Source organism: uncultured Christiangramia sp., assembly GCF_913046405.1.
Classification (GTDB): Bacteria; Bacteroidota; Bacteroidia; order Flavobacteriales; family Flavobacteriaceae; genus Christiangramia; species Christiangramia marina.
Genome location: NZ_CAJWRQ010000009.1, coordinates 1 through 20,114 on the forward strand (window position 1 = coordinate 1; position 20,114 = coordinate 20,114).

Consider the following 20,114-nt stretch of genomic DNA (forward strand, 5'->3'; position numbering starts at 1 on the left):
CGAAGAACGAGTCGATCTGTTCATCGCTGCTGACATCACACGGATACAGCGGCACGTCGGCGCCGAACGTGCCAGCGAGCTGCTCGACATTCCGCTTCAGCCGTTCCCCTTGGTAGTTGAAGATCAGGGTAGCTCCCGCTTCCGCCCATGCCTTGGCGATGGCCCAGGCGATACTGCGTTTGTTCGCCACTCCGAACACCACACCGGTTTTTCCTGCCAGCGGTTTCGCGTCGCTCATGACGGACGAGTTTCGATTTTCGGGTCTCGCGTGTCAAGCGCGAGGCGAGCACCCACGAATCGTGTGATCTGAATGGAGGTCAATTCTCGACGATCTCCAGCAGCTCGACTTCGAACACCAGCGCGGCGTTGCCCGGGATCCCCGGCCGTCCCTGTGGACCGTACGCGAGATCCGGAGGACAGACCAGCCGACTCTTGCCGCCGACGGCAATACGCTGCACGCCTTCGGTCCAACAAGGAATCACCCCGGTGAGCGGAAAGGTCGTGGGCTCGCCACGGTCGACCGAACTGTCGAAGACGGTGCCGTCTCGAAGCGTCCCGTGGTAGTGCACGGACACCGTGTCCTCCGCCGCGGGGTTGGCACCGGTTCCCACATTCATTTCCTGGATGATGATCCCGGACTCAGTCCGTTCCGCCCCGTCGAGACCGGCCTGTGCCTCCAGGAACGCGTTCGCCAGTTCCAGTTCACCATCCGCGGCCACCGAGACCCGCGATTCCATGAACCGGTCCTCTAACATCGTGCGCAATCTGGTTCTTGATTCGAACAGTTTCTGAAAGTGTATGCAAAGTTTCGTTCAACTTCTTTCTATGTTCCAGCTTATACACAATTTCACGTGCTATGACGGCAAGTGCCTGTTTCTTCTCTAATCCAATATCCTGCTGCCGGGTGTCTAGCATACATAACGAACCTACATTCTCCCCTGAACTTAACGTAAGAGGCATTCCCAGGTAATAGCGGTAAGCCTCCACTCCAACAACATAGGCTTTGTTCTTAAACCTATCATCAAGATCCAGCCTTTCCACTTCCATAAAGCTGCTAGATCTTATCGTATAGGCGCAAATAGAGTCTTCTTTTGCAATACGCTTAGGCTCGTCCTCAACAGCAGAGAGCGTCCATTGCGAATAATTATCTATAAGGTTTACCACAGAAACTTCAGTTCCGGCAATATGCCCGGCCAGTTCCATCAAGCTTTTGAATTGGTCTCGTAATTCGTAAAGATCAAGATCGAACTCACTTAATTTTTTTATCCTGAGGTATTCCTGCTGAAGACTCTCTGCTTTCGTTATTCTCATAGCCAGATTTTCGGCTGCAAAGATAGATGAATCTTACAGACCATGTTATTAGAATTACCAAACATGATGAATTACGAACGTTCCTAAAAACAAAAAAGCCTTCTCCCACCAAGTGGAAAAAAGCTTTTCATTGGTTAACCGCAAATCCACACAACAAGGATTATAGGGCGGTTAACTACACATTCCCCTCTCAGGGAACAAAAACAACACAACTAATCTTTAGCGCCAAAAAAAGCCCCCCGTATAGAGGAGCTTTTTTGCAACTTTGCGGTCTGGACGAGACTCGAACTCGCGACCCCCTGCGTGACAGGCAGGTATTCTAACCAACTGAACTACCAGACCGTTGCGTTATTGCGAGGGCAAATATACGTCCCTTTTTAGATTGAGCAAACGTTTTTTTAAGTTTTTTAAAAATAATATTTCGAGTCCTACCCAAACTTTTGTTTCTCAAGCAAATAGGTCGTCAAAATATTTTCAAAATTTTTATTGATATCTGTAGCCACATAGGTAATCCGGTACTTGGCACATTGTGATTTTAAGTTTTCGAGGTACTTTTTAACCTCTTCGCGGTAGGTATTTCTAATATTTTCAGAATAAAGATCTATTTCAGCGCCCGTTTCTACATCGGTGAATCTACGCGGACTGTTCTCAAAATCGAATTCGAGTTCCTTTTTTTGATCCATCACATGGAAAAGAACGATCTCATGCCTGTTGTATTTTAAATGCCTTAGTGCTTCGAACAGCTTCTTCTCATCGGTATCTTCCTGAAACATATCTGTAAATAGAAAAACAAGACTTCTACGCTTTAGCTTTTCTGCAATTTGATGTAAATAAGTATATGTATCAGTAGATCTTCGAACCTTATCAGATCTTAGAACCTCATCAAACTTGTTTAACAACATATGATGATGTCGCTCCCCAGATCTTTCCGGAGCATAGAATTCAAATTCATCGCTGTAAATACTCACTCCAACAGCATCTCGCTGTCTTTTTAGAATCTCCATAAGACAGGCTGAAGCAAGTACAGAGAATCCAATCTTATTCAAGTGCTGCCGGTCCTGCTTTTCGATCTTAGGATAATGCATGGAGGCACTATTGTCAATAATAAGATGACAACGCAGGTTTGTCTCCTCTTCATATCGCCGCGTATACAGTTTCTCAGACTTCGCAAACAACTTCCAGTCTATATGCCGGGTACTCTCCCCGTTATTATAGATCTTATGTTCTGCAAACTCGGCAGAAAAACCATGAAACGGACTTTTATGCATCCCTGAGATATAACCTTCAACCACTTGCTTGGCCAAAAGGTCGAGATTCCTAAAACCTCCAATATTATGCAGCTCCTGCTCTATTTTCATTTCAGACTGAAATTAGGTAGTTTTATTCAATAAAAAAAGCCCCGCTATTGCGAGGCTTGAATATATTAATCATTGTCTATTACAACAACTGGTCGATAGCATCAGCGTAAGTTTGCTTTGGAGCAACACCTACCTGGCGACCTACAACTTCTCCGTTTTGGAATACAAGAACAGTTGGGATGTTACGAACACCATATTTTGCAGCAAATTCCTGGTTTGCATCTACATCAAGCTTACCAACAACTGCTTTTCCATCATATTCAGAGCTTATCTCGTCAATGATTGGCCCAACCATTCTACAAGGTCCACACCATGCAGCCCAGAAGTCCACCATTACCGGTTTATCACTCTTTAGTACTTGTTCTTCGAAATTCGCGTCGGTTATTTCAATAGCCATAATATCTCTAATTTTATTTATTTAACATTCGATTCGTAAAAGTAGTCAATAATATAAAGAATCCTTACAGCCTCTATATTGCATTTGACTATGAGTATATTGTCTGGTTTTATAAGGGAGCCTCACGCTTGTCGCGTGACCGCGCTTTCGGCGCTACAGGGTAGCTTGCCTCTATCGCTGGCTCAAATAATTCACAAATTACGAATCTAATTCAACTTATACATGAATTGTTCCTTTTCCAATTCCTCGATAAGTTCCTGCGAAATTTGCACTTTACGTTTACGGCTTCGCATTTTTAGTTTCACCTGCTCCGCCATGTCATAAACTATGAATTGTAGTTGACATTCGCCTTTATGCGTATTAAATGTGTCGTTTAACCAATCGATCTTTTCAGCTTTCAGATCCTGAACATTCAGCTGAATTGTTAGTTTCTTTGCATTCTTATCCATGATATCATGTAACAAACTAATATCCCGAAACTGTATTCTTGGTTCTCCTTTTTTCCCGGTATCCTTATTTGTCCAGCCTTCTTTTACAAAGATCTTAAGATGAATAAAGTTATTAGGAACAAAGAAATGTTTCATACGCAGATATTCTTCTCCAAATATTTTGAACTCGTAAGACTCCTCGTAATCTTCTACCGTAAAGATCGCCCAGCCTTTCCCATTCTTGGAGACCCTGTGCTGCACATCGACCACCACACATCCAATAGTGAGTTCCCTATTTACTATGCTTTCCAGTTCCCTGCAATCTGACAATTTTCCATTACAGAAATAACTCATTTCTATTCTAAAATCATCCAATGGATGTCCGGAAATATAAATTCCCACCACTTCCTTTTCTCTTCGTAGCTTCTCCATAGTTCCCCATTCACTACAAGGTGGAACTTCCGGCTCGGGAATCTGAACATCGCTAGCTTCCCCAAACAGGCTTACCTGAGAAGAATTCTGACTCTCCTGGAATTTTTGTGCATACTTCACCACCTTTTCCAGGAAGCTCATTCCGTTACCATCGTCATGAAAATACTGCGCCCGGTGCGTGCCACCAAACCCATCAAATCCTCCCGCAAGGGCAAGATTTTCAAAAGCTTTTTTATTTGCAGATCGTAGATCTATCCTTTTAGCCATGTCGAAAATAGATCTGTAAGGACCTTCTTTAGACTTCCTGTTTTCAACAATGGTTGCTACCGCACCGGAACCAACTCCTTTGATCGCACCCATTCCAAATCTCACTGCATTTTCCTTATTTACAGAGAATTTATAATAGGATTCATTTACATCTGGTCCAAGAACATTCAGTTTCATTCTTTTGCACTCTTCCATAAAGAATGTTACCTGTTTGATATCGTTCATATTATTGGAGAGTACCGCTGCCATATATTCCGCAGGATAATGCGCTTTTAAATATGCGGTTTGATAGGCGATCCAGGCATAACAGGTGGAGTGAGATTTGTTAAAAGCATAAGAAGCGAAGGCTTCCCAGTCTTTCCATATCTTCTCCAACACCTCTGCAGGATGACCTTTTGCATTCCCGCCATCTATGAATTTTGGCTTTAGTTGCGCCAGTAAAGCAACGAGTTTTTTACCCATCGCTTTACGCAGCATATCGGCTTCACCTTTACTAAATCCTGCCAGCTTTTGCGAAAGCAACATCACCTGCTCCTGGTACACTGTGATCCCGTATGTTTCCTCGAGGTATTCTTCCATTTCCGGAAGGTCATAGGAGATCTCTTCATCGCCATGCTTCCTTGCAATGAAACTTGGGATATACTCCATAGGTCCCGGTCGGTACAAAGCGTTCATGGCGATAAGGTCATCAAAAACCGTTGGCTTTAAGGCTTGCATGTGTTTTTGCATACCCGGTGATTCATACTGGAAAATTCCGACTGTTTCTCCTCGCTGGAATAATTTATAGGTTTCTTCATCATCAAGCGGAAAACTATCCGGGTCGAGGTCTATATCATGCCTTCCCTTTACGATTTTCACCGTATCCTTGATCAAAGTAAGGGTCTTCAGACCCAAAAAGTCCATTTTTAGCAGTCCGGCACTTTCAACGACCGAGTTATCAAACTGGGTAACATAAAGTTCTGAATCTTTAGCCACCGAAACTGGCACATAATTGGTAATATCCCCGGGAGTAATGATCACCCCGCAGGCGTGTATTCCTGTATTCCTAACTGAGCCTTCCAGGATTCTAGCCTGGTTTACCGTTTCTGCCTCCAGATCATCCCCTTCGGCAATATTTAAAAGCTCGTTAATTTTTTCAATTTCATCTCCACGAAATTTAGACCGGATGGTCTTCTCATCCATGGCAAACAGTTTCCCCAGCTTGGTATTTGGAATAAGTTTCGCAATCCTGTCTGAATCCATAAGGGGAAGATCCAGCACCCTCGCGGTATCCCGTATGGAGGATTTTGCCGCCATAGTTCCGTAGGTAATGATCTGCGCCACCTGGTTCGCACCATATTTTTCGATCACATAATCCATCACCCGGCTTCGACCTTCATCATCAAAATCGATATCAATATCCGGCATACTCACACGATCAGGATTCAGGAATCTCTCAAAAAGTAAATCATACTTGATAGGATCGATGTTGGTGATCCATAAACAATATGCTACTACAGATCCCGCGGCAGATCCACGTCCAGGTCCAACCGAAACTCCCATAGCCCTTGCAGCCCTGATAAAATCTTCTACAATAAGGAAGTAACCTGGATAACCGGTATTTTCAATTACCGACAGCTCAAAGTTAAGTCGTTCTTCAATCTCAGGGGTGATCTCTGGATATCTCTTTCGAGCTCCTTCAAAAGTAATATGCTTTAGAAAAGCGTTTTCACCTCTTTTCCCTCCATCTACAAGATCCTCTTCGCTTTTAAATTCTTCAGGAATTTCAAATGCCGGAAGTAAGACGTCTCTGGCCAGCTCAAAAGGCTCAATTTTATCTACAATTTCCTGGATATTACTAATGGCATCTGGAAGATCTTTGAAAAGCCGCTTCATTTCATTTCCAGACTTGAAATAATATTCGGTATTAGGTAAGCCATAACGATAACCCCTTCCGCGGCCAATTGGCGTAGCCTGCTTTTCACCATCCTTTACACACAATAAGATATCGTGCGCATTGGCATCTTCCTGTTTCCAGTAATAGGTATTGTTGGTAGCGATCAGTTTTACCTCGTATTTTCTAGAAAATTCCACAAGTACGGGATTCACCCTGTTCTCATCTTCCTGGTCATGACGCATCAATTCGATATAAAGATCCTCACCGAATTCTTTCTTCCACCATAACAAAGCTTCTTCAGCCTGTTTTTCCCCAACATTCAGGATCTTACTGGGAACTTCACCGTATAGATTACCAGTAAGCACGATCAGATCCTCTTTGTATTCCTTAATTACTTCCTTGTCTATACGAGGTACATAATAAAAGCCATCGGTATAGGCCTTGGAAGACATTTTTGCCAGGTTATGGTATCCCTTCTTGTTCTTTGCAAGGATTACCACCTGATACCCGTTATCCTTTCTACTATTATCTAAATGATTTTCACAAACGAAGAATTCACATCCTAATATGGCTTTTAGTGGCTTTCTCAGTTCCTCGCCATTCTCTTCTGCCGTGGCATTATGTTCTGCTACACCTTTATTATAAGATCCAACTTCCTTTACGAAGTGAAAGGCGCCCATCATGTTTGCATGATCTGTTAGTGCAACTGCACTCATATCTTCTTCAGCAGCCGCAGCAACGAGGTCAGGTATACTTATAGTCGATTGTAAAACCGAAAACTGTGAATGATTATGAAGATGTGCAAAGCGTATCTCATCCAGCTTCTCTAGGTTCTCCTGAATTTCTTGATTGGAAATATCATCTGTGGGATGCTGTTTTTCCAGCCTTTTTCTTATCCTATCTGAAGCTTTCTTTAAGTTGATATGCTTTAGACCTATAAGCTCTATACTCGCCGGATTCTCTTCGGAAAAGTTTTCGAAATAGCCTGCAGGTACATCGAGCTCATCCAGCGTATAGATCCTTTGCCTGATAAGTTCTAGAAAACACCGGGTAGTAGCTTCAACATCTGCAGTAGCATTATGCGCTTCAGCAAAAGGTTCGTTGAAAAGAAATTCGTGAAGCTCGGTAAGAGTTGGTAGTTTGAATTTACCACCACGACCTCCAGGAATCTCACAAAGCGATGCGGTTTTCTCTGTACAGGTGTCCAGAACTGGCATTTCCTGAAGAGAATTATCAAAGTTTCTTCTGATAAATTCAGCTCCCATGATATTCAGGTCGAAACCAACATTCTGACCAACAATAAACTTTGATTTCTGAATGGCGATATTGAACTTCTCCAGCACCTCATCCAAAGAAATTCCCTGTTCTCTAGCCAGATCTGTAGATATACCATGAATTCTTTCAGAATCATACGGAATATCAAATCCTTCTGGCTGAATGAGATAATCCTGATTTTCGATAAGATTACCCATCTCATCATGCAACTGCCAGGCGATCTGTATACAGCGTGGCCAGTTATCAGAATCGGTTAAAGGGGCATCCCATCGCTTAGGTAAACCGGTGGTTTCAGTGTCAAAAATCAGGTACATTCCTTGGTATTTAAAGCCTTAAAAGAAGATATTCAAGCGGTTAGTTTTTGCCAACCTTCCGCGCTAAATTAATGAACTTTAGGCCTGATAAAAAACTTTGTTTTAAGGAATTATTAACCATTAAAAAAGCCTCACAAAATCCTGAAAATTCAGAAATTCTGTGAGGCCTGATACGAACACAAAAAACTACTACTACTTCAATCAAACATGGTTCGCATCATTGATTATATTAAAAGATCAAATTGGTTAATTTCTGATCTAATTTTTAATTAGGCGATATCTTCTAAAGCTTTAACCTCATTAAGAGATGCTACAATAGCATTCTTTTGCTTCATTAAAACATTCCCAGTACTTGCAGGAATTTCAGAATCCTTAAGGATCTCTTCATATTCCTCTACAGCTGCCTTTTCTCCACGAATAGCTTCTTCAAGAACTGCTTCATCTTTATCTCCAGATAAGCTAGCTTTTAAATTCATCCATCCACGGTGAAGATCACCTGCGATACTTGTTCCTTTATCCGGAGCTTCTCCGAAGTTGCTGATCTCAGATTTTAATTCATGTCCAAAATCGTAACGTTCCTGTGCACGAGCAGAGAAAAAACTTTTTAATCGTTGGTTATTTACTTTTTCAGCTGCCAGTTTATATCCTTTCTCAGCGTCATAATTCTTTTCTAGTAACTCATTAAGTTTCTTAGATACATTTTCTGAATAACTCATTGCTTTATTTTTTTTCATATTAGTTACCCAAAGATATGTTGAGCAAACCGCGATAACAACCTATTTAACAGGGTTTAGCACTAATTAACCTCTTTTAACAGCAAACCCATTTTTTAACGAAAATTACTCCCAAATCGAAACTTTTATCACACCGAATCAGCAATTTTAAATTCTAAAGCTAAAGTATTCAGAATTAGAAAAATGTAGTATCTTTGCAGCCTTATTAATAATCGGGGTCGAGAACCCCAAAATTTAATTTTTATGCCAGTAAAAATAAGATTACAAAGACACGGTAAAAAAGGAAAACCTTTTTTCTGGATCGTAGCAGCGGATACCCGCGCTAAAAGAGATGGTAAATTCCTTGACAAATTAGGGATCTACAATCCAAACACAAATCCTGCAACTATCGAATTAGATGTTGATGGAGCTGTAAAATGGTTACAGAACGGTGCTCAGCCAACTGACACTGCTCGTGCAATTCTTTCTTACAAAGGAGCTTTACTTAAAAAACACCTTGCAGGTGGAGTTAAGAAAGGTGCTTTAACTGAAGAACAGGCTGAAGAGAAATTCAACGCCTGGCTGGAAGAGAAAGAAGGAAAAGTTGACGCAAAGAAAGAATCTTTGACGAAAGCTCAGGAAGCTGAAAAAGCGAAAGCTTTAGAAGCTGAAAAAGAAGTAAACGCTAAACGTGACGCTGAAGCCAGAGAAGCTGCTGAAGCTGAAACGAAAGCGGCTGCTGAGGCTGAAGCTGCTGCAACTGCAGAAGCTACAGATGACGCAACTGTCGAAGCTGCTGAAGAAGAAGTGGGCGCTGCAACTGCAGAAGAAGCTAATACTGAGGATAAGAAAGACGCTTAAAACAGTAGACGATGACTAAGGAAGATTGTTTCTACCTGGGGCGCATCGTCGCAAAATTTAGTTTTAAGGGCGAAGTGCTTATTAAATTAGACACCGACGAACCTGAACTTTACACAGAAATGGAATCGGTTTTCGTTGAATACAACGAAAACCTGGTTCCATTTTTTATTGAAAGATCTTACCTCCACAAAAGTACTCTTCTAAGAGCCAAGATCGAGGATATCGATACCGAGCAGGATGCAGAAGACATGATTGGTGCAGAACTCTACCTGCCTCTTGAGCAATTACCTCAGCTTCCCGACGATAAATTCTATTTCCATGAGATCATTGGCTTTGATGTTATCGATCAACAACACGGGAATATTGGAAAGATTGTTTCCATCAACGATACTACAGCCCAGGCGCTGTTCGAAATTGATAAGGATGGCAAACAAATCCTGATTCCAATGAACGATGAGTTTATTGAAAAGGTAGACAAAAAGAACAAGCAGATCAAAGTTATCACTCCTGAAGGTCTGGTTGACCTTTACCTTAACTAAGCATAGGTTTCATCCCATCCGAACGCCTCCAGTATTGGATCATAGACGATAGTTCCCTTTACAATATTAAGTCCCTTAGCAAGCAATGAATCATGATCACATGCTTTTTCCCAACCTGCATCTGCCAGTTTGAGAATATAAGGTAGTGTGACATTCGTTAAAGCAAGCGTAGAAGTATATGGCACCGCTCCAGGCATGTTTGCCACACAATAATGTACGATATCATTAATGATATAAGCAGGATCTTCATGCGTAGTAGGCCTCGTGGTTTCGATACAACCTCCCTGATCCACCGCTACATCCACGATTACCGCCCCTGGTTGCATCGTCTTCAGCATATCTCTGGTAACAAGTTTTGGAGCTTTTGCGCCTGTGATTAGCACACCACCAACCACAAGATCTGTGGTTTTCAAGTGTTTCCTAATATTATATTCGTTCGAGAATTCGGTTACCACGTGACTAGGCATGATATCGTTCACATACCTTAATTTATTCATGTTCACATCAAGAACGGTGACCTGTGCACCTAATCCAGCTGCCATTTTCGCCGCTTGAATTCCAACCACACCTGCACCCAAGACAAGCACTTTACCTGGCGGAACACCCGGCACACCACCAAGTAACAAACCTTTACCCTGCACAGGTTTTTCAAGATATTTCGCTCCCTGCTGAATAGCCATCCTTCCTGCTACCTCACTCATGGGAGTTAATAATGGCAATGTACCATCCTTATCCTCTACCGTTTCATAAGCTATACACACAGATTTACTACGCATCATGGCCTCCGTAAGATTCTGGTTGGAAGCAAAATGAAAATACGTAAATACTATCTGATCTTCTTTAATTAAACCATATTCCTGTTCGATCGGTTCTTTGACCTTTACGATCATATCGCTAACCTCGTAAACCCGGTCTATGGATGGAAGTATCATAGCACCTGCAGCATGGTAGTCTTTATCATCAAAACCACTGGAATCTCCAGCAGTTGATTGTACATAAACCTCATGACCATTTTTCGAAAGTTCGAGTACTCCGGCAGGTGTCATGCCCACCCTGTTTTCATTGTTTTTGATCTCCTTCGGAATTCCAATTTTCATGGTAGATAATTTTATTTCCGAAAAATATAAAAGAAAATAAAAATAGGGGTATAAAAATTTATAAATAACATTTTACACCCCTATCCAATAATTTAAAGGGGTTTACATTACGATATTTACAATTTTACCCGGAACTACTATCACTTTCTTAGGGGTAGATCCGTCTAATTGATTTTTAGTCCGGTCATCGTTGAGAACATTCTTTTCAATTTCCTCTCTGGACATATCCATAGGTAATTCCATCGTAAATCTCATCTTACCATTAAAGGAAACCGGGTAGTTCTTCGTACTCTCCACAAGAAACTTCTCTTCATACTCCGGGTACTCCGCGGTAGTAATAGATTCAGCATTCCCAAGTTTTTCCCAGAGTTCTTCGGCAATGTGAGGTGCGTATGGTGCAATAAGGACAGTTAAAGGCTCAAGTACCTCCCTTTGGTTACAGTTTTGAGCAGTAAGCTCATTTACACAGATCATAAATGTAGAAACCGAAGTATTGAAACTGAAGTCTTCAATATCCTCTGTTACTTTTTTAATGGTTTTATGTAGTGTTTTTAAAGAGTCGGCTGAAGCTTTATCGTTAGTAATAACGAACTGCTCTTCATTATGGAAAAGCTTCCAGAATTTCTTCAGAAAATTATGTACACCGGTAATTCCCGCTGTATTCCATGGTTTTGCCTGTTCGAGCGGCCCCAGGAACATTTCATACATTCTTAATGTGTCTGCACCATATCGTTCACAAATCTCATCTGGATTCACCACATTGTATTTAGACTTCGACATTTTCTCCACTTCCCTTCCAACAATATATCGTCCATCTTCCAGCACGAATTTAGCATCTACAAATTCAGGTCTCCACTTTTTGAAACCTTCTACATCAAGTTCATCTGAGGAATTTACCAACGAAACATCTACATGAATTGGCTGCACGTTGTTTCCCTTGATCTGGGTGCTTGAAATGAATACATTCTCACCTTCCAGCCTGTAAACAAACGCACTGGTTCCCAGGATCATTCCCTGGTTGATCAATTTCTTGAATGGCTCCTCTACCGTAAGTCTCCCACGATCGCTTAGAAATTTGGTCCAGAATCTGGAATATAATAAATGACCCGTAGCATGTTCGCTACCACCAATATAAAGATCCACATTCTCCCAGTACTGCTGTGCCTCTTCGGAAACAAAAGTATCAGGATTGCCGGCATCCATATATCTGAAAAGATACCAGCTACTTCCAGCCCATCCCGGCATGGTATTCAATTCCAACTGAAATACTGTGGAGTTGTTAATCTTATCATTAGAAACTACCTCGTTTTTTTCAGTATCCCATGCCCAGTTGGTGGCATTTCCCAGAGGTGGTTCACCGGTTTCAGTAGGAAGATACTTCTCCACTTCTGGTAACCTCAATGGAAGGTGCTCCAGGTCTATCATTTTTGGCAGGCCATTCACGTAGTAAACAGGAAATGGCTCTCCCCAGTATCTCTGTCGGCTAAAGACGGCATCTCTAAGCCTGTAATTTGTCATACCATAACCCTGACCTGTTTTTTCAAGCTCAAGAATTACACGGTTCAGCGCTTCTTTATATTCCAGCCCGCTAAGAAAATCTGAGTTTGCGATTACTGTTCCTTCTTTCCCCGCATAAGCTTCCTGGGAAACATCTACATCTTCGAAAATATTAGTGATAGGGAGATCAAAATGTCTCGCAAAATCATGATCTCTTTGGTCTCCACAAGGAACGGCCATTACCGCCCCGGTTCCATATCCCGCCAGCACATAATCCCCGATCCAGATTGGAACAGGCTCTTTGGTAAAAGGATGTTCTGCATACGCACCAGTGAAAGCACCGCTAATGGTCTTTACATCTGCCATTCGCTCACGTTCACTCCTTTTTGCCGTAGCTTCAATATAAGTTTCAACTTCTTCCTTGCGATCTTCAGTAGTTATCTTAGATACGAGCTCATGTTCCGGAGCAAGTGTCATAAAATTGACTCCAAAAATGGTATCAGGTCTTGTAGTGAAAACTTCAAATTCTGCATCGCTGTTCATTACTTTGAACGCAACCTGGGCACCTACAGATTTCCCGATCCAATTACGCTGACTCTCCTTCAGACTTTCGGTCCAGTCAAGTTTATTTAGGTCCTGTAGCAATCTTTCAGCAAAAGCTGAAATTCTCATGCTCCACTGAGTCATTTTTTTACGAATTACCGGGTAGCCTCCTCTTTCAGAAACACCATTTACGATTTCATCATTAGCAAGAACAGTTCCCAGTTGCGGACACCAGTTCACTTCAGTTTCAGCGAGGTAGGTAAGCCTGTATTTTAATAAAATTCGTTCTTTTTCATCTTCAGAATAACGATTCCATTCTTCCGCAGAGAATTCAGCAATATCAGCATCACAGGCAGCATTAACCCGTGTATTTCCTTCCGAAGAAAAAATATCCACCAGTTCAGAAACCGGTCTTGACTTTTCAGCTTCCAGATCATACCAGCTCTCGAATAACTGGATAAAGATCCACTGTGTCCATTTGTAATAATCTGGTTCACTGGTACGCACTTCGCGACTCCAGTCGAATGAAAAGCCGATCTTATCAAGTTGCTCCCGGTAACGGGCAATGTTATTTTGAGTTGTCAACGCAGGATGCTGACCCGTCTGGATCGCGTACTGCTCTGCCGGAAGCCCAAAACTATCATATCCCTGGGGATGCAATACGTTAAATCCCTTATGGCGCTTGTATCGGGCATAGATATCACTGGCAATATACCCTAACGGATGCCCTACATGTAAACCGGCTCCAGAAGGATAAGGAAACATATCCAGCACATAATATTTTGGTTTATCTGTATTGTTAGTAGCCTTGAAAGTCTGGTTTTGCGCCCAGTATTTCTGCCATTTTTCCTCAATCTTATTAAAGTGGTAACTCATGTGATATCTGCTTAACTAAATTCTTATGAACAGCCCGGGAAGTTCAAAACCCCAAAGCACAGGTGACGGGATCTCTCCTGCCATTTTTATACGGATGCAAAAATACAATTTTAAAGGACTTTTTTGAGGGTAACAAGGAACACTTAAAGGGTTTTTCTCGCCTGCTCTTCCATGGGCTTCAGGCATTCATAGATCATTTTATTCACCGGCGTTTTAATTCCCAGTCGCTCACCTTCCCGAACGATATAGCCATTAAAGTTCTCGATTTCTGAAGGTTTTCCCTCCATAATATCTCTTTGAGTGGAAGCTGTAGTTCCTTCCGGCTGATTTTCGATGATCTGAAAGGCCTTTTCAATATGCTCATTATTCAAGGGAATATCTTTGGCATTAGCAACTGATCTAATTTCTGCGGAAGTTTGTTTCATAAGATCAAACAGGTATGCACTATTTCTAATCTTATCGATACTTACGCGGGTAAGTCCGCCAATTCCACTGATGGTGCAGATAAAAAGAAACTTTTTCCAGATCTCCAGCTGAATATTTTCCGGATTGAGAAAATCGATCCTGGCTTCTGAAAATAAATTACTGATCATCGAAATCCTTTCAGATTGGCTATTATCTGCTTCCCCAAAAACGATCCTTGGCTCAAAAGAGGCGTGCTTGATCTTCCCGGGTTTTTCAATATAGCTCACGATAAAACATAAACCCGCAAGTACGTTTTCCTTCGGAAGTATTTCGGTGAGTTTTTCATAATTATCAGCTCCATTCTGTAAAGGTAGCACGATCGTATCTTTGGAAATATTTTTTTTTAATTCTGAGGCGACCTCTGGAAGTTGCCAGCTTTTAACTCCTAATAGTATAAGATCTGGAGTCTCAACTTCATCAATATCACTGGTTACCAACTCTGGATGCACAGTAATATCTCCATTGATACTTTCCAGCTGCAAGCCTGATTCCTTGATCGCCCGCATGTGTTCTCCACGAGCGATAAAACTCACTTTGTTACCCGATTCTGCAAGTCTCGCTCCAAAGTAACCGCCAACTCCACCTGCTCCGTAAACTAAGATTTTCATAAACGTCTTTTGCCCAAATGTACTTATTTCGGTTTAACCTGAAGATCAGCAGGTTCAATCATTAAAACTTCACAACTTAATGCATCCAATATTTTCAAAAGTTTAAACGTTTTAAATATTGAGAAAGCTGAACTTTCTTATTTTTACAAAAAATCTGAAGTCACTATATGACCACATCTTTTGAAAGGTATCAAAAACGCCGACTCATATCCTCCTATTTCTCTGTTGTGATTAGTATTGCACTGGTTTTATTTCTCTTAGGAATGCTGGGACTTTTGGTTTTGAACACTAAGAAAGTAGCAGATCACTTTAAAGAACAGATAGCGCTTACCGTATATTTAAAAGATACCGCCAAGGAAGTAGAGATCGAACAATTGAAGAAGAGCCTGGCAATGGCAGATTATACTAAAACTACCACCTATGTAAGCAAAGAAGATGCAGCTGCTGCACATAGCGAAGAAATTGGGGAGGACTTCATGGAATTCCTGGGTTACAATCCACTGCAAAATTCTATTGATGTTTATATGAATGCCGATTTCGTTTCTTCGGAACAGGTTGATGAAATCGCAGCAGATCTCACTTCCAAGAATTTTGTAGATGAGGTCGTATATGATAAACCGCTAATCGCCTTATTGAATGATAATGTCAAGAAAATAAGTCTTTGGGTATTGATTGCCAGTACGGTTTTCACATTTATCGCAGTCCTGCTCATAAACTCTAGTATCAGGCTCGCTGTGTATTCAAAAAGATTTATCATCAAGACCATGCAAATGGTAGGCGCTACCAAAGGTTTTATACGCAGACCTTTTATCTGGCAAAGTGTAAAACTAGGTCTTATTGGCGCAATTCTCGCCCTTATTGGAATGGCCGCAGTGCTATTCTATCTCAACAACAGTTTTCAGGAATTGAATCTTCTGGGAGATGTAAAAATGCTTGTAATACTATTCTCTGGAATTTTCCTGATGGGTATAGTAATTACCTGGATAAGCACATATTTCGCGACATCTCGTTTTCTGAATCTTAAAACAGATGAACTTTACTATTAGACCATGAAAAAAGAGAAAGAAATTCATCAAGGAGGAAGTTTTAATACCGGATTCGTTTTCGGGAAAAGAAACTATATGTTCATGTTCATTGGTCTTGCTGTGATCGCACTTGGCTTTATACTCATGTCTGGTGGTGGTAGCGAAGATCCGAACGAATTCAATGATGCTATTTACAACTTTCAACGCATAAGGCTTGCACCTACCCTCGTTCTAATTGGCTTTGCGATCGAAGTCTATGCCATCCTGTTGAACCCACATAAAAAATAATCGAATTTGGATCTATTAGATGCGGTGATCCTAGGGATCATCCAGGGACTTACTGAATTTTTACCAGTTTCCTCAAGCGGACATTTAGAATTAGGAAAAGCAATTCTCGGGGATACTAGCGTACCTGAAGAATCACTATTATTTACGGTGGTACTCCATTTTGCTACCGCATTAAGCACCCTGGTAATTTTCAGAAAAGATGTTCTTGAAATATTAAGCGGTCTATTCAGTTTTAAATGGAACGAAGAAACCCAGTTTTCATTAAAGATCATTATTTCTATGCTTCCTGCTGTAATTGTAGGACTACTTTTTGAAGAACAGCTTGAAGCGCTTTTTGGAGGAAATATATTGTTCGTTGGGTTTATGCTTCTTGTGACTGCATTGCTTTTATGGCTTGCAGATAAAGCTAAAGATACCGGAAAAAAAGTAAGCTATTCTAATGCGTTCGTAATTGGAGTAGCCCAGGCGATCGCTATGCTCCCAGGAATTTCAAGAAGTGGTGCAACCATTTCCACTTCTGTTTTGCTTGGAAACGACAAAACGAAAGCTGCAAGATTTTCATTCCTAATGGTAGTACCTCTTATCTTCGGAAAGATCGCAAAGGATCTTTTAGGAGGAGAATTAACCTCCAGTTCCACAGACCTGACAGCCCTTGCAGTAGGTTTCATAGCGGCCTTTATCGCCGGTTTGGTTGCCTGCACCTGGATGATCACGCTCGTTAGAAAAAGCAAGCTCTCCTGGTTTGCCATCTATTGTTTTGTAGTGGGAATCGCAGCGATTATTTTTGCCTATGCTCAATAAACAATTTACTGCGGAAGAATTCAAAGCCGGACAGGTACTGCTTTTTGACAAACCTTTGAACTGGACTTCTTTTCAGCTGGTGAACAAAGTAAGATGGCTCATTAGAAGAAGTTGTAATATCAAAAAAATAAAAGTAGGTCATGCTGGAACTTTAGATCCGCTGGCTACTGGACTTTTGATTATTTGTACAGGAAAGTTTACTAAAACCATTCCCGATCTACAGGGACAGATCAAAGAATATAATGGAACCATTAGTCTCGGTGCAACGACACCTTCTTTTGATCTCGAAACCGAATTTGACGCAACTTTCGAAACTTCCCATATTACTGAAGAAAAGTTGCTGGAAACCAGTAAAAAATTTATTGGAAAGATCGAACAGACACCACCGGTTTTTTCAGCTTTGAAAAAGGATGGAAAGCGACTTTACGAATACGCCCGGGAAGGGGAAAAGGTTGAAGTCAAAAAACGAGAGATCGAAATAAACGCTTTTGATATCGACTCTGGTAAATTTCCAGATATAGATTTCAGAGTAGTTTGTAGTAAAGGAACATACATTCGCAGCCTGGCTCACGAATTCGGGATGGCTTTAGACAGTGGAGCACATCTTTCAGCTTTAAGAAGAACCGGTATTGGGGAGTATTCCGTAGAAAATGCGATAGATATTGAATCTTTCGAAAAATTCTTACCTTCACGGGAGAACATTTAAGATAGAGGGAACTCTAATCCCATGGATTTTTTCGACAAACACAAAGCTCTCATTATTACTTCCCTGCTATTTGCTGTGCTCTTCCTTGCGCTGTACAATCTCAATATGGCTAACAAGAAAAAAGTAGCCGGAGAAATGCTCGTTGATCTTGAGCAATTTCAAAAGGAAGAAGCTCCGGAAGAAAAACCTGAACAGCAGGAAGAACCACCTCAGCAAAAACAAAGAAACATCCAGACAAACAAGGCTTACAATGAAGATAAGGAAGCCCGGGACGCAGACATGAAGAACAAGCTGGACGAAATTTTCCAGAAGAATAGTGCCAGCCAGGAAGCCGAGGAAAGCGAAGACACCCAGGGCGACGGAAACTACCAGGTTAATAAGAAAACTGCTGAGAGGAAGAAAGATGCTTCGAACGGTGATGATTCCTCTGAAGAGAGCTCACAAAAATCGGCAGTGTATGATTATAGCAGTATTTCATTTTCCCTAAAGGGCCGTCGTGCAGTTAAGATTCCGAATCCAGTTTATACCTGCGACGTTGCAGGTAAGATCGTGATCAACATTAGTGTGGATGCGAACGGATATGTTATCGACACCAGCCTGAATAAGGGTAGTTCTACATCAGGCAATGAATGTCTTGTTGAAAGAGCGATGGAATATGCGGCAGGAGCAAGGTTTAGTAAGCTTGCCGGCAAGAACGAGCAGCCAGGGACCATCACCTATTATTTTAGATCTTAGAAAATGGCAGAACCAAAACGATGTGGCTGGTGCGAAGGAGATGCGCTCTATGAAGCTTATCATGACCAGGAATGGGGAGTTCCGGTTCTTGATGACCAAAATTTATTTGAATTTCTTAGCCTTGAAACCTTTCAGGCGGGATTGAGCTGGATCACAGTATTAAGAAAAAGGCAGAATTTCAGGGAAGCGTTTGATGATTTTGATTATAGAAAGATCGCTTTGTATGAAGAACCTAAGATCATGGAACTAATGGAAAATGCCGGAATCATTAGGAACCAATTGAAAATTAGAGCCACCGTGAATAATGCACAGCAATTCATCAAAATTCAGGATGAGTTTGGCAGTTTTAGTAGGTATATCTGGAACTTCGTGGATGGTACTCCAATACAGAATAAAGTGATTAATTATAGGGAAGCACCTGCAACCACGACTATCAGCGACAAGTTATCAAAAGACCTGAAGAAGCGCGGTTTTAAGTTTACCGGCTCCACGGTAATTTATGCACATATGCAAGCAACCGGAATGGTGAATGATCATGAAATCGATTGTTTTCGTTATGATGAGATCAGGAAACTTGGTGAAAAGATGAAAACTTGAAAACTACTGGTTGCTACTTTAGATAACTAAGAAACTCTTCTCTCGGGATTTCCTGCGCTCCCAGGCTGGCAAGATGATCTGTATACACCTGACAATCTATTAGACGTACGCCTTCTTCCTGAAGTTTTTGAACCATTTTTATAAATCCAAACTTGGAAGCGTTGCTCACATTGGCAAACATACTTTCACCGCAGAATAGTTTTTTCTCCCGAAGGTAAATTCCGTATAAACCTCCAACCAGATTATTCTCATCCCATACTTCAGCTGAAATGGCTATTCCCATTCGGTGTAACTCCAGGTAAGATTTCTTAATCTCCGGAGTGATCCAGGTACCATCCTGACCTTTTCTGAAAACTTTTCCGCAGTGATCAATGACCGCTTCAAAATCCTGATTGAAAGTGATCTGAAATTTGTTTTTATTCAGGTAAGGACGCATACTTTTCGAAATCTTTAGCTCTTCAGGAAACAGCACCATTCTGGGATCTGGTGACCACCATAAAACAGGCTGCCCTTCACTATACCATGGAAATATCCCTAAGTGATAGGCCTCCTGTATTCGATCAATACTGAGTTCCCGCGTGACTGCAAGAAAACCATCTTCATCTGCCAGCTCTACTGGAGGAAATTTTTGTCCCGGACCTATAAAATACACCTACTCAAAATTGTTTGATGAAATTAAAAAAGTCCGATGAAATAATCACCGGACTTTTAATTTTTATAAGACTTCTACCTAGAAAGGCAGATCGTCGTAATCCTCTTCGTTCAAATCACTTGCTGGCTCGAACTGGTCTGGTGGCGGCACATTACCTCCAGATGGCTGTTGCGCGGCAAGGTTCTCAATTCTCCAACCCTGTACAGAATTGAAGTATTTAGTTTCCCCTTGTGGACTCACCCATTCTCTACCTCTAAGGTTGATACCAACCTTTACTGGCTGACCTACTTTAAAAGCATCCAGAAGACTACATTTATCCTGAACGAATTCGATCATGATATGCTGAGGATATTGCTCCTCTGTCGTCACAACCATTTCTCTCTTCTGAAATCCATTATTTCCGAAGGTTTTTGTATCTCCTATTAACTTGATTTTTCCCTGTACTTCCATTTT

20 protein-coding genes and 1 tRNA gene are annotated in these 20,114 nt (G+C 41.5%); 8 read left to right on the forward strand and 13 right to left on the reverse strand.

Features of this window, described 5'->3' with window-relative positions; translation table 11 throughout:
* The 8 genes from QZ620_RS02185 to QZ620_RS02220 all read right to left on the reverse strand — a co-directional run.
* Positions 1-238, reverse strand: a 238-nt coding sequence (locus tag QZ620_RS02185) for an SDR family oxidoreductase (protein ID WP_295178613.1), incomplete at its 3' end; no start/stop codon positions are given.
* Positions 239-317: 79 nt separating this feature from the next.
* The gene (locus QZ620_RS02190; RefSeq protein ID WP_295178616.1) at positions 318-737 is read right to left on the reverse strand and encodes an FKBP-type peptidyl-prolyl cis-trans isomerase; all 420 of its coding nucleotides are present in this window, start codon (positions 735-737) and stop codon (positions 318-320) included.
* On the reverse strand, positions 703-1,311 hold the full coding sequence (locus tag QZ620_RS02195) for a GAF domain-containing protein (protein WP_295178619.1): 609 nt from the start codon (positions 1,309-1,311) through the stop codon (positions 703-705). Before QZ620_RS02195 ends, QZ620_RS02190 begins: the two co-directional genes overlap by 35 nt.
* Positions 1,312-1,579: 268 nt before the next feature.
* Positions 1,580-1,653: transfer RNA gene (locus QZ620_RS02200), tRNA-Asp, on the reverse strand.
* 86 nt (positions 1,654-1,739) lie between these two features.
* Positions 1,740-2,669, reverse strand: a complete 930-nt coding sequence (locus QZ620_RS02205; RefSeq protein WP_295178621.1) for a DUF58 domain-containing protein — start codon at positions 2,667-2,669, stop codon at positions 1,740-1,742.
* Between the two features lie 79 nt (positions 2,670-2,748).
* Entirely contained in the window at positions 2,749-3,066 is a 318-nt protein-coding gene (gene trxA, locus QZ620_RS02210) for a thioredoxin (RefSeq protein ID WP_026914648.1), read from the reverse strand.
* Between the two features lie 206 nt (positions 3,067-3,272).
* Positions 3,273-7,658, reverse strand: a complete 4,386-nt coding sequence (gene dnaE, locus QZ620_RS02215; protein WP_295178623.1) for a DNA polymerase III subunit alpha — start codon at positions 7,656-7,658, stop codon at positions 3,273-3,275.
* 269 nt (positions 7,659-7,927) lie between these two features.
* A complete protein-coding gene (locus QZ620_RS02220) occupies positions 7,928-8,374 on the reverse strand; it encodes a PA2169 family four-helix-bundle protein (protein WP_295178735.1) in 447 nt (148 codons plus the stop codon).
* Between the two features lie 261 nt (positions 8,375-8,635).
* Here QZ620_RS02220 and QZ620_RS02225 point away from each other — a divergent pair, with 261 nt between their 5' ends.
* Both QZ620_RS02225 and rimM read left to right on the forward strand, forming a co-directional pair.
* On the forward strand, positions 8,636-9,232 hold the full coding sequence (locus tag QZ620_RS02225) for a 30S ribosomal protein S16 (protein ID WP_295178626.1): 597 nt from the start codon (positions 8,636-8,638) through the stop codon (positions 9,230-9,232).
* An 11-nt stretch (positions 9,233-9,243) separates the two neighbouring features.
* Positions 9,244-9,771 (forward strand): ribosome maturation factor RimM, encoded by a 528-nt coding sequence (gene rimM / locus QZ620_RS02230; protein WP_295178628.1) that lies wholly within the window; start codon positions 9,244-9,246, stop codon positions 9,769-9,771.
* On the opposite strand, the gene ald is transcribed toward rimM, so the two are convergent.
* From ald to QZ620_RS02245, 3 genes are all read right to left on the reverse strand, one after another.
* Positions 9,768-10,868, reverse strand: coding sequence for an alanine dehydrogenase (ald, locus tag QZ620_RS02235; protein ID WP_295178630.1), 1,101 nt, complete (start codon positions 10,866-10,868; stop codon positions 9,768-9,770). The genes rimM and ald overlap by 4 nt on opposite strands.
* A 102-nt stretch (positions 10,869-10,970) precedes the next feature.
* The gene (gene leuS / locus QZ620_RS02240; protein WP_295178632.1) at positions 10,971-13,784 is read right to left on the reverse strand and encodes a leucine--tRNA ligase; all 2,814 of its coding nucleotides are present in this window, start codon (positions 13,782-13,784) and stop codon (positions 10,971-10,973) included.
* A 143-nt stretch (positions 13,785-13,927) separates the two neighbouring features.
* Positions 13,928-14,857: a 2-dehydropantoate 2-reductase gene (locus tag QZ620_RS02245; protein WP_295178634.1), complete on the reverse strand. Its 930-nt coding sequence runs from the start codon at positions 14,855-14,857 to the stop codon at positions 13,928-13,930.
* A 167-nt stretch (positions 14,858-15,024) separates the two neighbouring features.
* On the opposite strand from QZ620_RS02245, the gene QZ620_RS02250 reads away from it, so the two are divergent.
* The 6 genes from QZ620_RS02250 to QZ620_RS02275 are packed head-to-tail and all read left to right on the forward strand — an operon-like array spanning position 15,025 to position 19,009.
* Positions 15,025-15,903: a permease-like cell division protein FtsX gene (locus tag QZ620_RS02250; protein WP_295178636.1), complete on the forward strand. Its 879-nt coding sequence runs from the start codon at positions 15,025-15,027 to the stop codon at positions 15,901-15,903.
* A gap of 3 nt (positions 15,904-15,906) precedes the next feature.
* Entirely contained in the window at positions 15,907-16,170 is a 264-nt protein-coding gene (locus QZ620_RS02255) for a DUF3098 domain-containing protein (protein WP_026914657.1), read from the forward strand.
* A gap of 6 nt (positions 16,171-16,176) precedes the next feature.
* Positions 16,177-16,971, forward strand: a complete 795-nt coding sequence (locus QZ620_RS02260) for an undecaprenyl-diphosphate phosphatase (protein WP_295178639.1) — start codon at positions 16,177-16,179, stop codon at positions 16,969-16,971.
* A complete protein-coding gene (gene truB / locus QZ620_RS02265) occupies positions 16,961-17,677 on the forward strand; it encodes a tRNA pseudouridine(55) synthase TruB (protein WP_295178654.1) in 717 nt (238 codons plus the stop codon). The genes QZ620_RS02260 and truB overlap by 11 nt, the downstream gene beginning before the upstream one ends.
* A 21-nt stretch (positions 17,678-17,698) precedes the next feature.
* Positions 17,699-18,412 (forward strand): hypothetical protein, encoded by a 714-nt coding sequence (locus QZ620_RS02270; RefSeq protein ID WP_295178657.1) that lies wholly within the window; start codon positions 17,699-17,701, stop codon positions 18,410-18,412.
* Positions 18,413-18,415: 3 nt separating this feature from the next.
* On the forward strand, positions 18,416-19,009 hold the full coding sequence (locus QZ620_RS02275) for a DNA-3-methyladenine glycosylase I (RefSeq protein WP_295178659.1): 594 nt from the start codon (positions 18,416-18,418) through the stop codon (positions 19,007-19,009).
* Between the two features lie 13 nt (positions 19,010-19,022).
* Here the strand turns inward: QZ620_RS02275 and aat are convergent, their stop codons facing one another.
* Together aat and QZ620_RS02285 are read right to left on the reverse strand one after the other, a co-directional pair.
* Entirely contained in the window at positions 19,023-19,661 is a 639-nt protein-coding gene (aat, locus tag QZ620_RS02280) for a leucyl/phenylalanyl-tRNA--protein transferase (protein ID WP_295178661.1), read from the reverse strand.
* Positions 19,662-19,739: 78 nt separating this feature from the next.
* Complete coding sequence (locus tag QZ620_RS02285; protein ID WP_295178663.1) at positions 19,740-20,111, reverse strand: DUF3127 domain-containing protein; 372 nt, start codon at positions 20,109-20,111, stop codon at positions 19,740-19,742.
* Between the last annotated feature and the right edge of the window lie 3 nt (positions 20,112-20,114).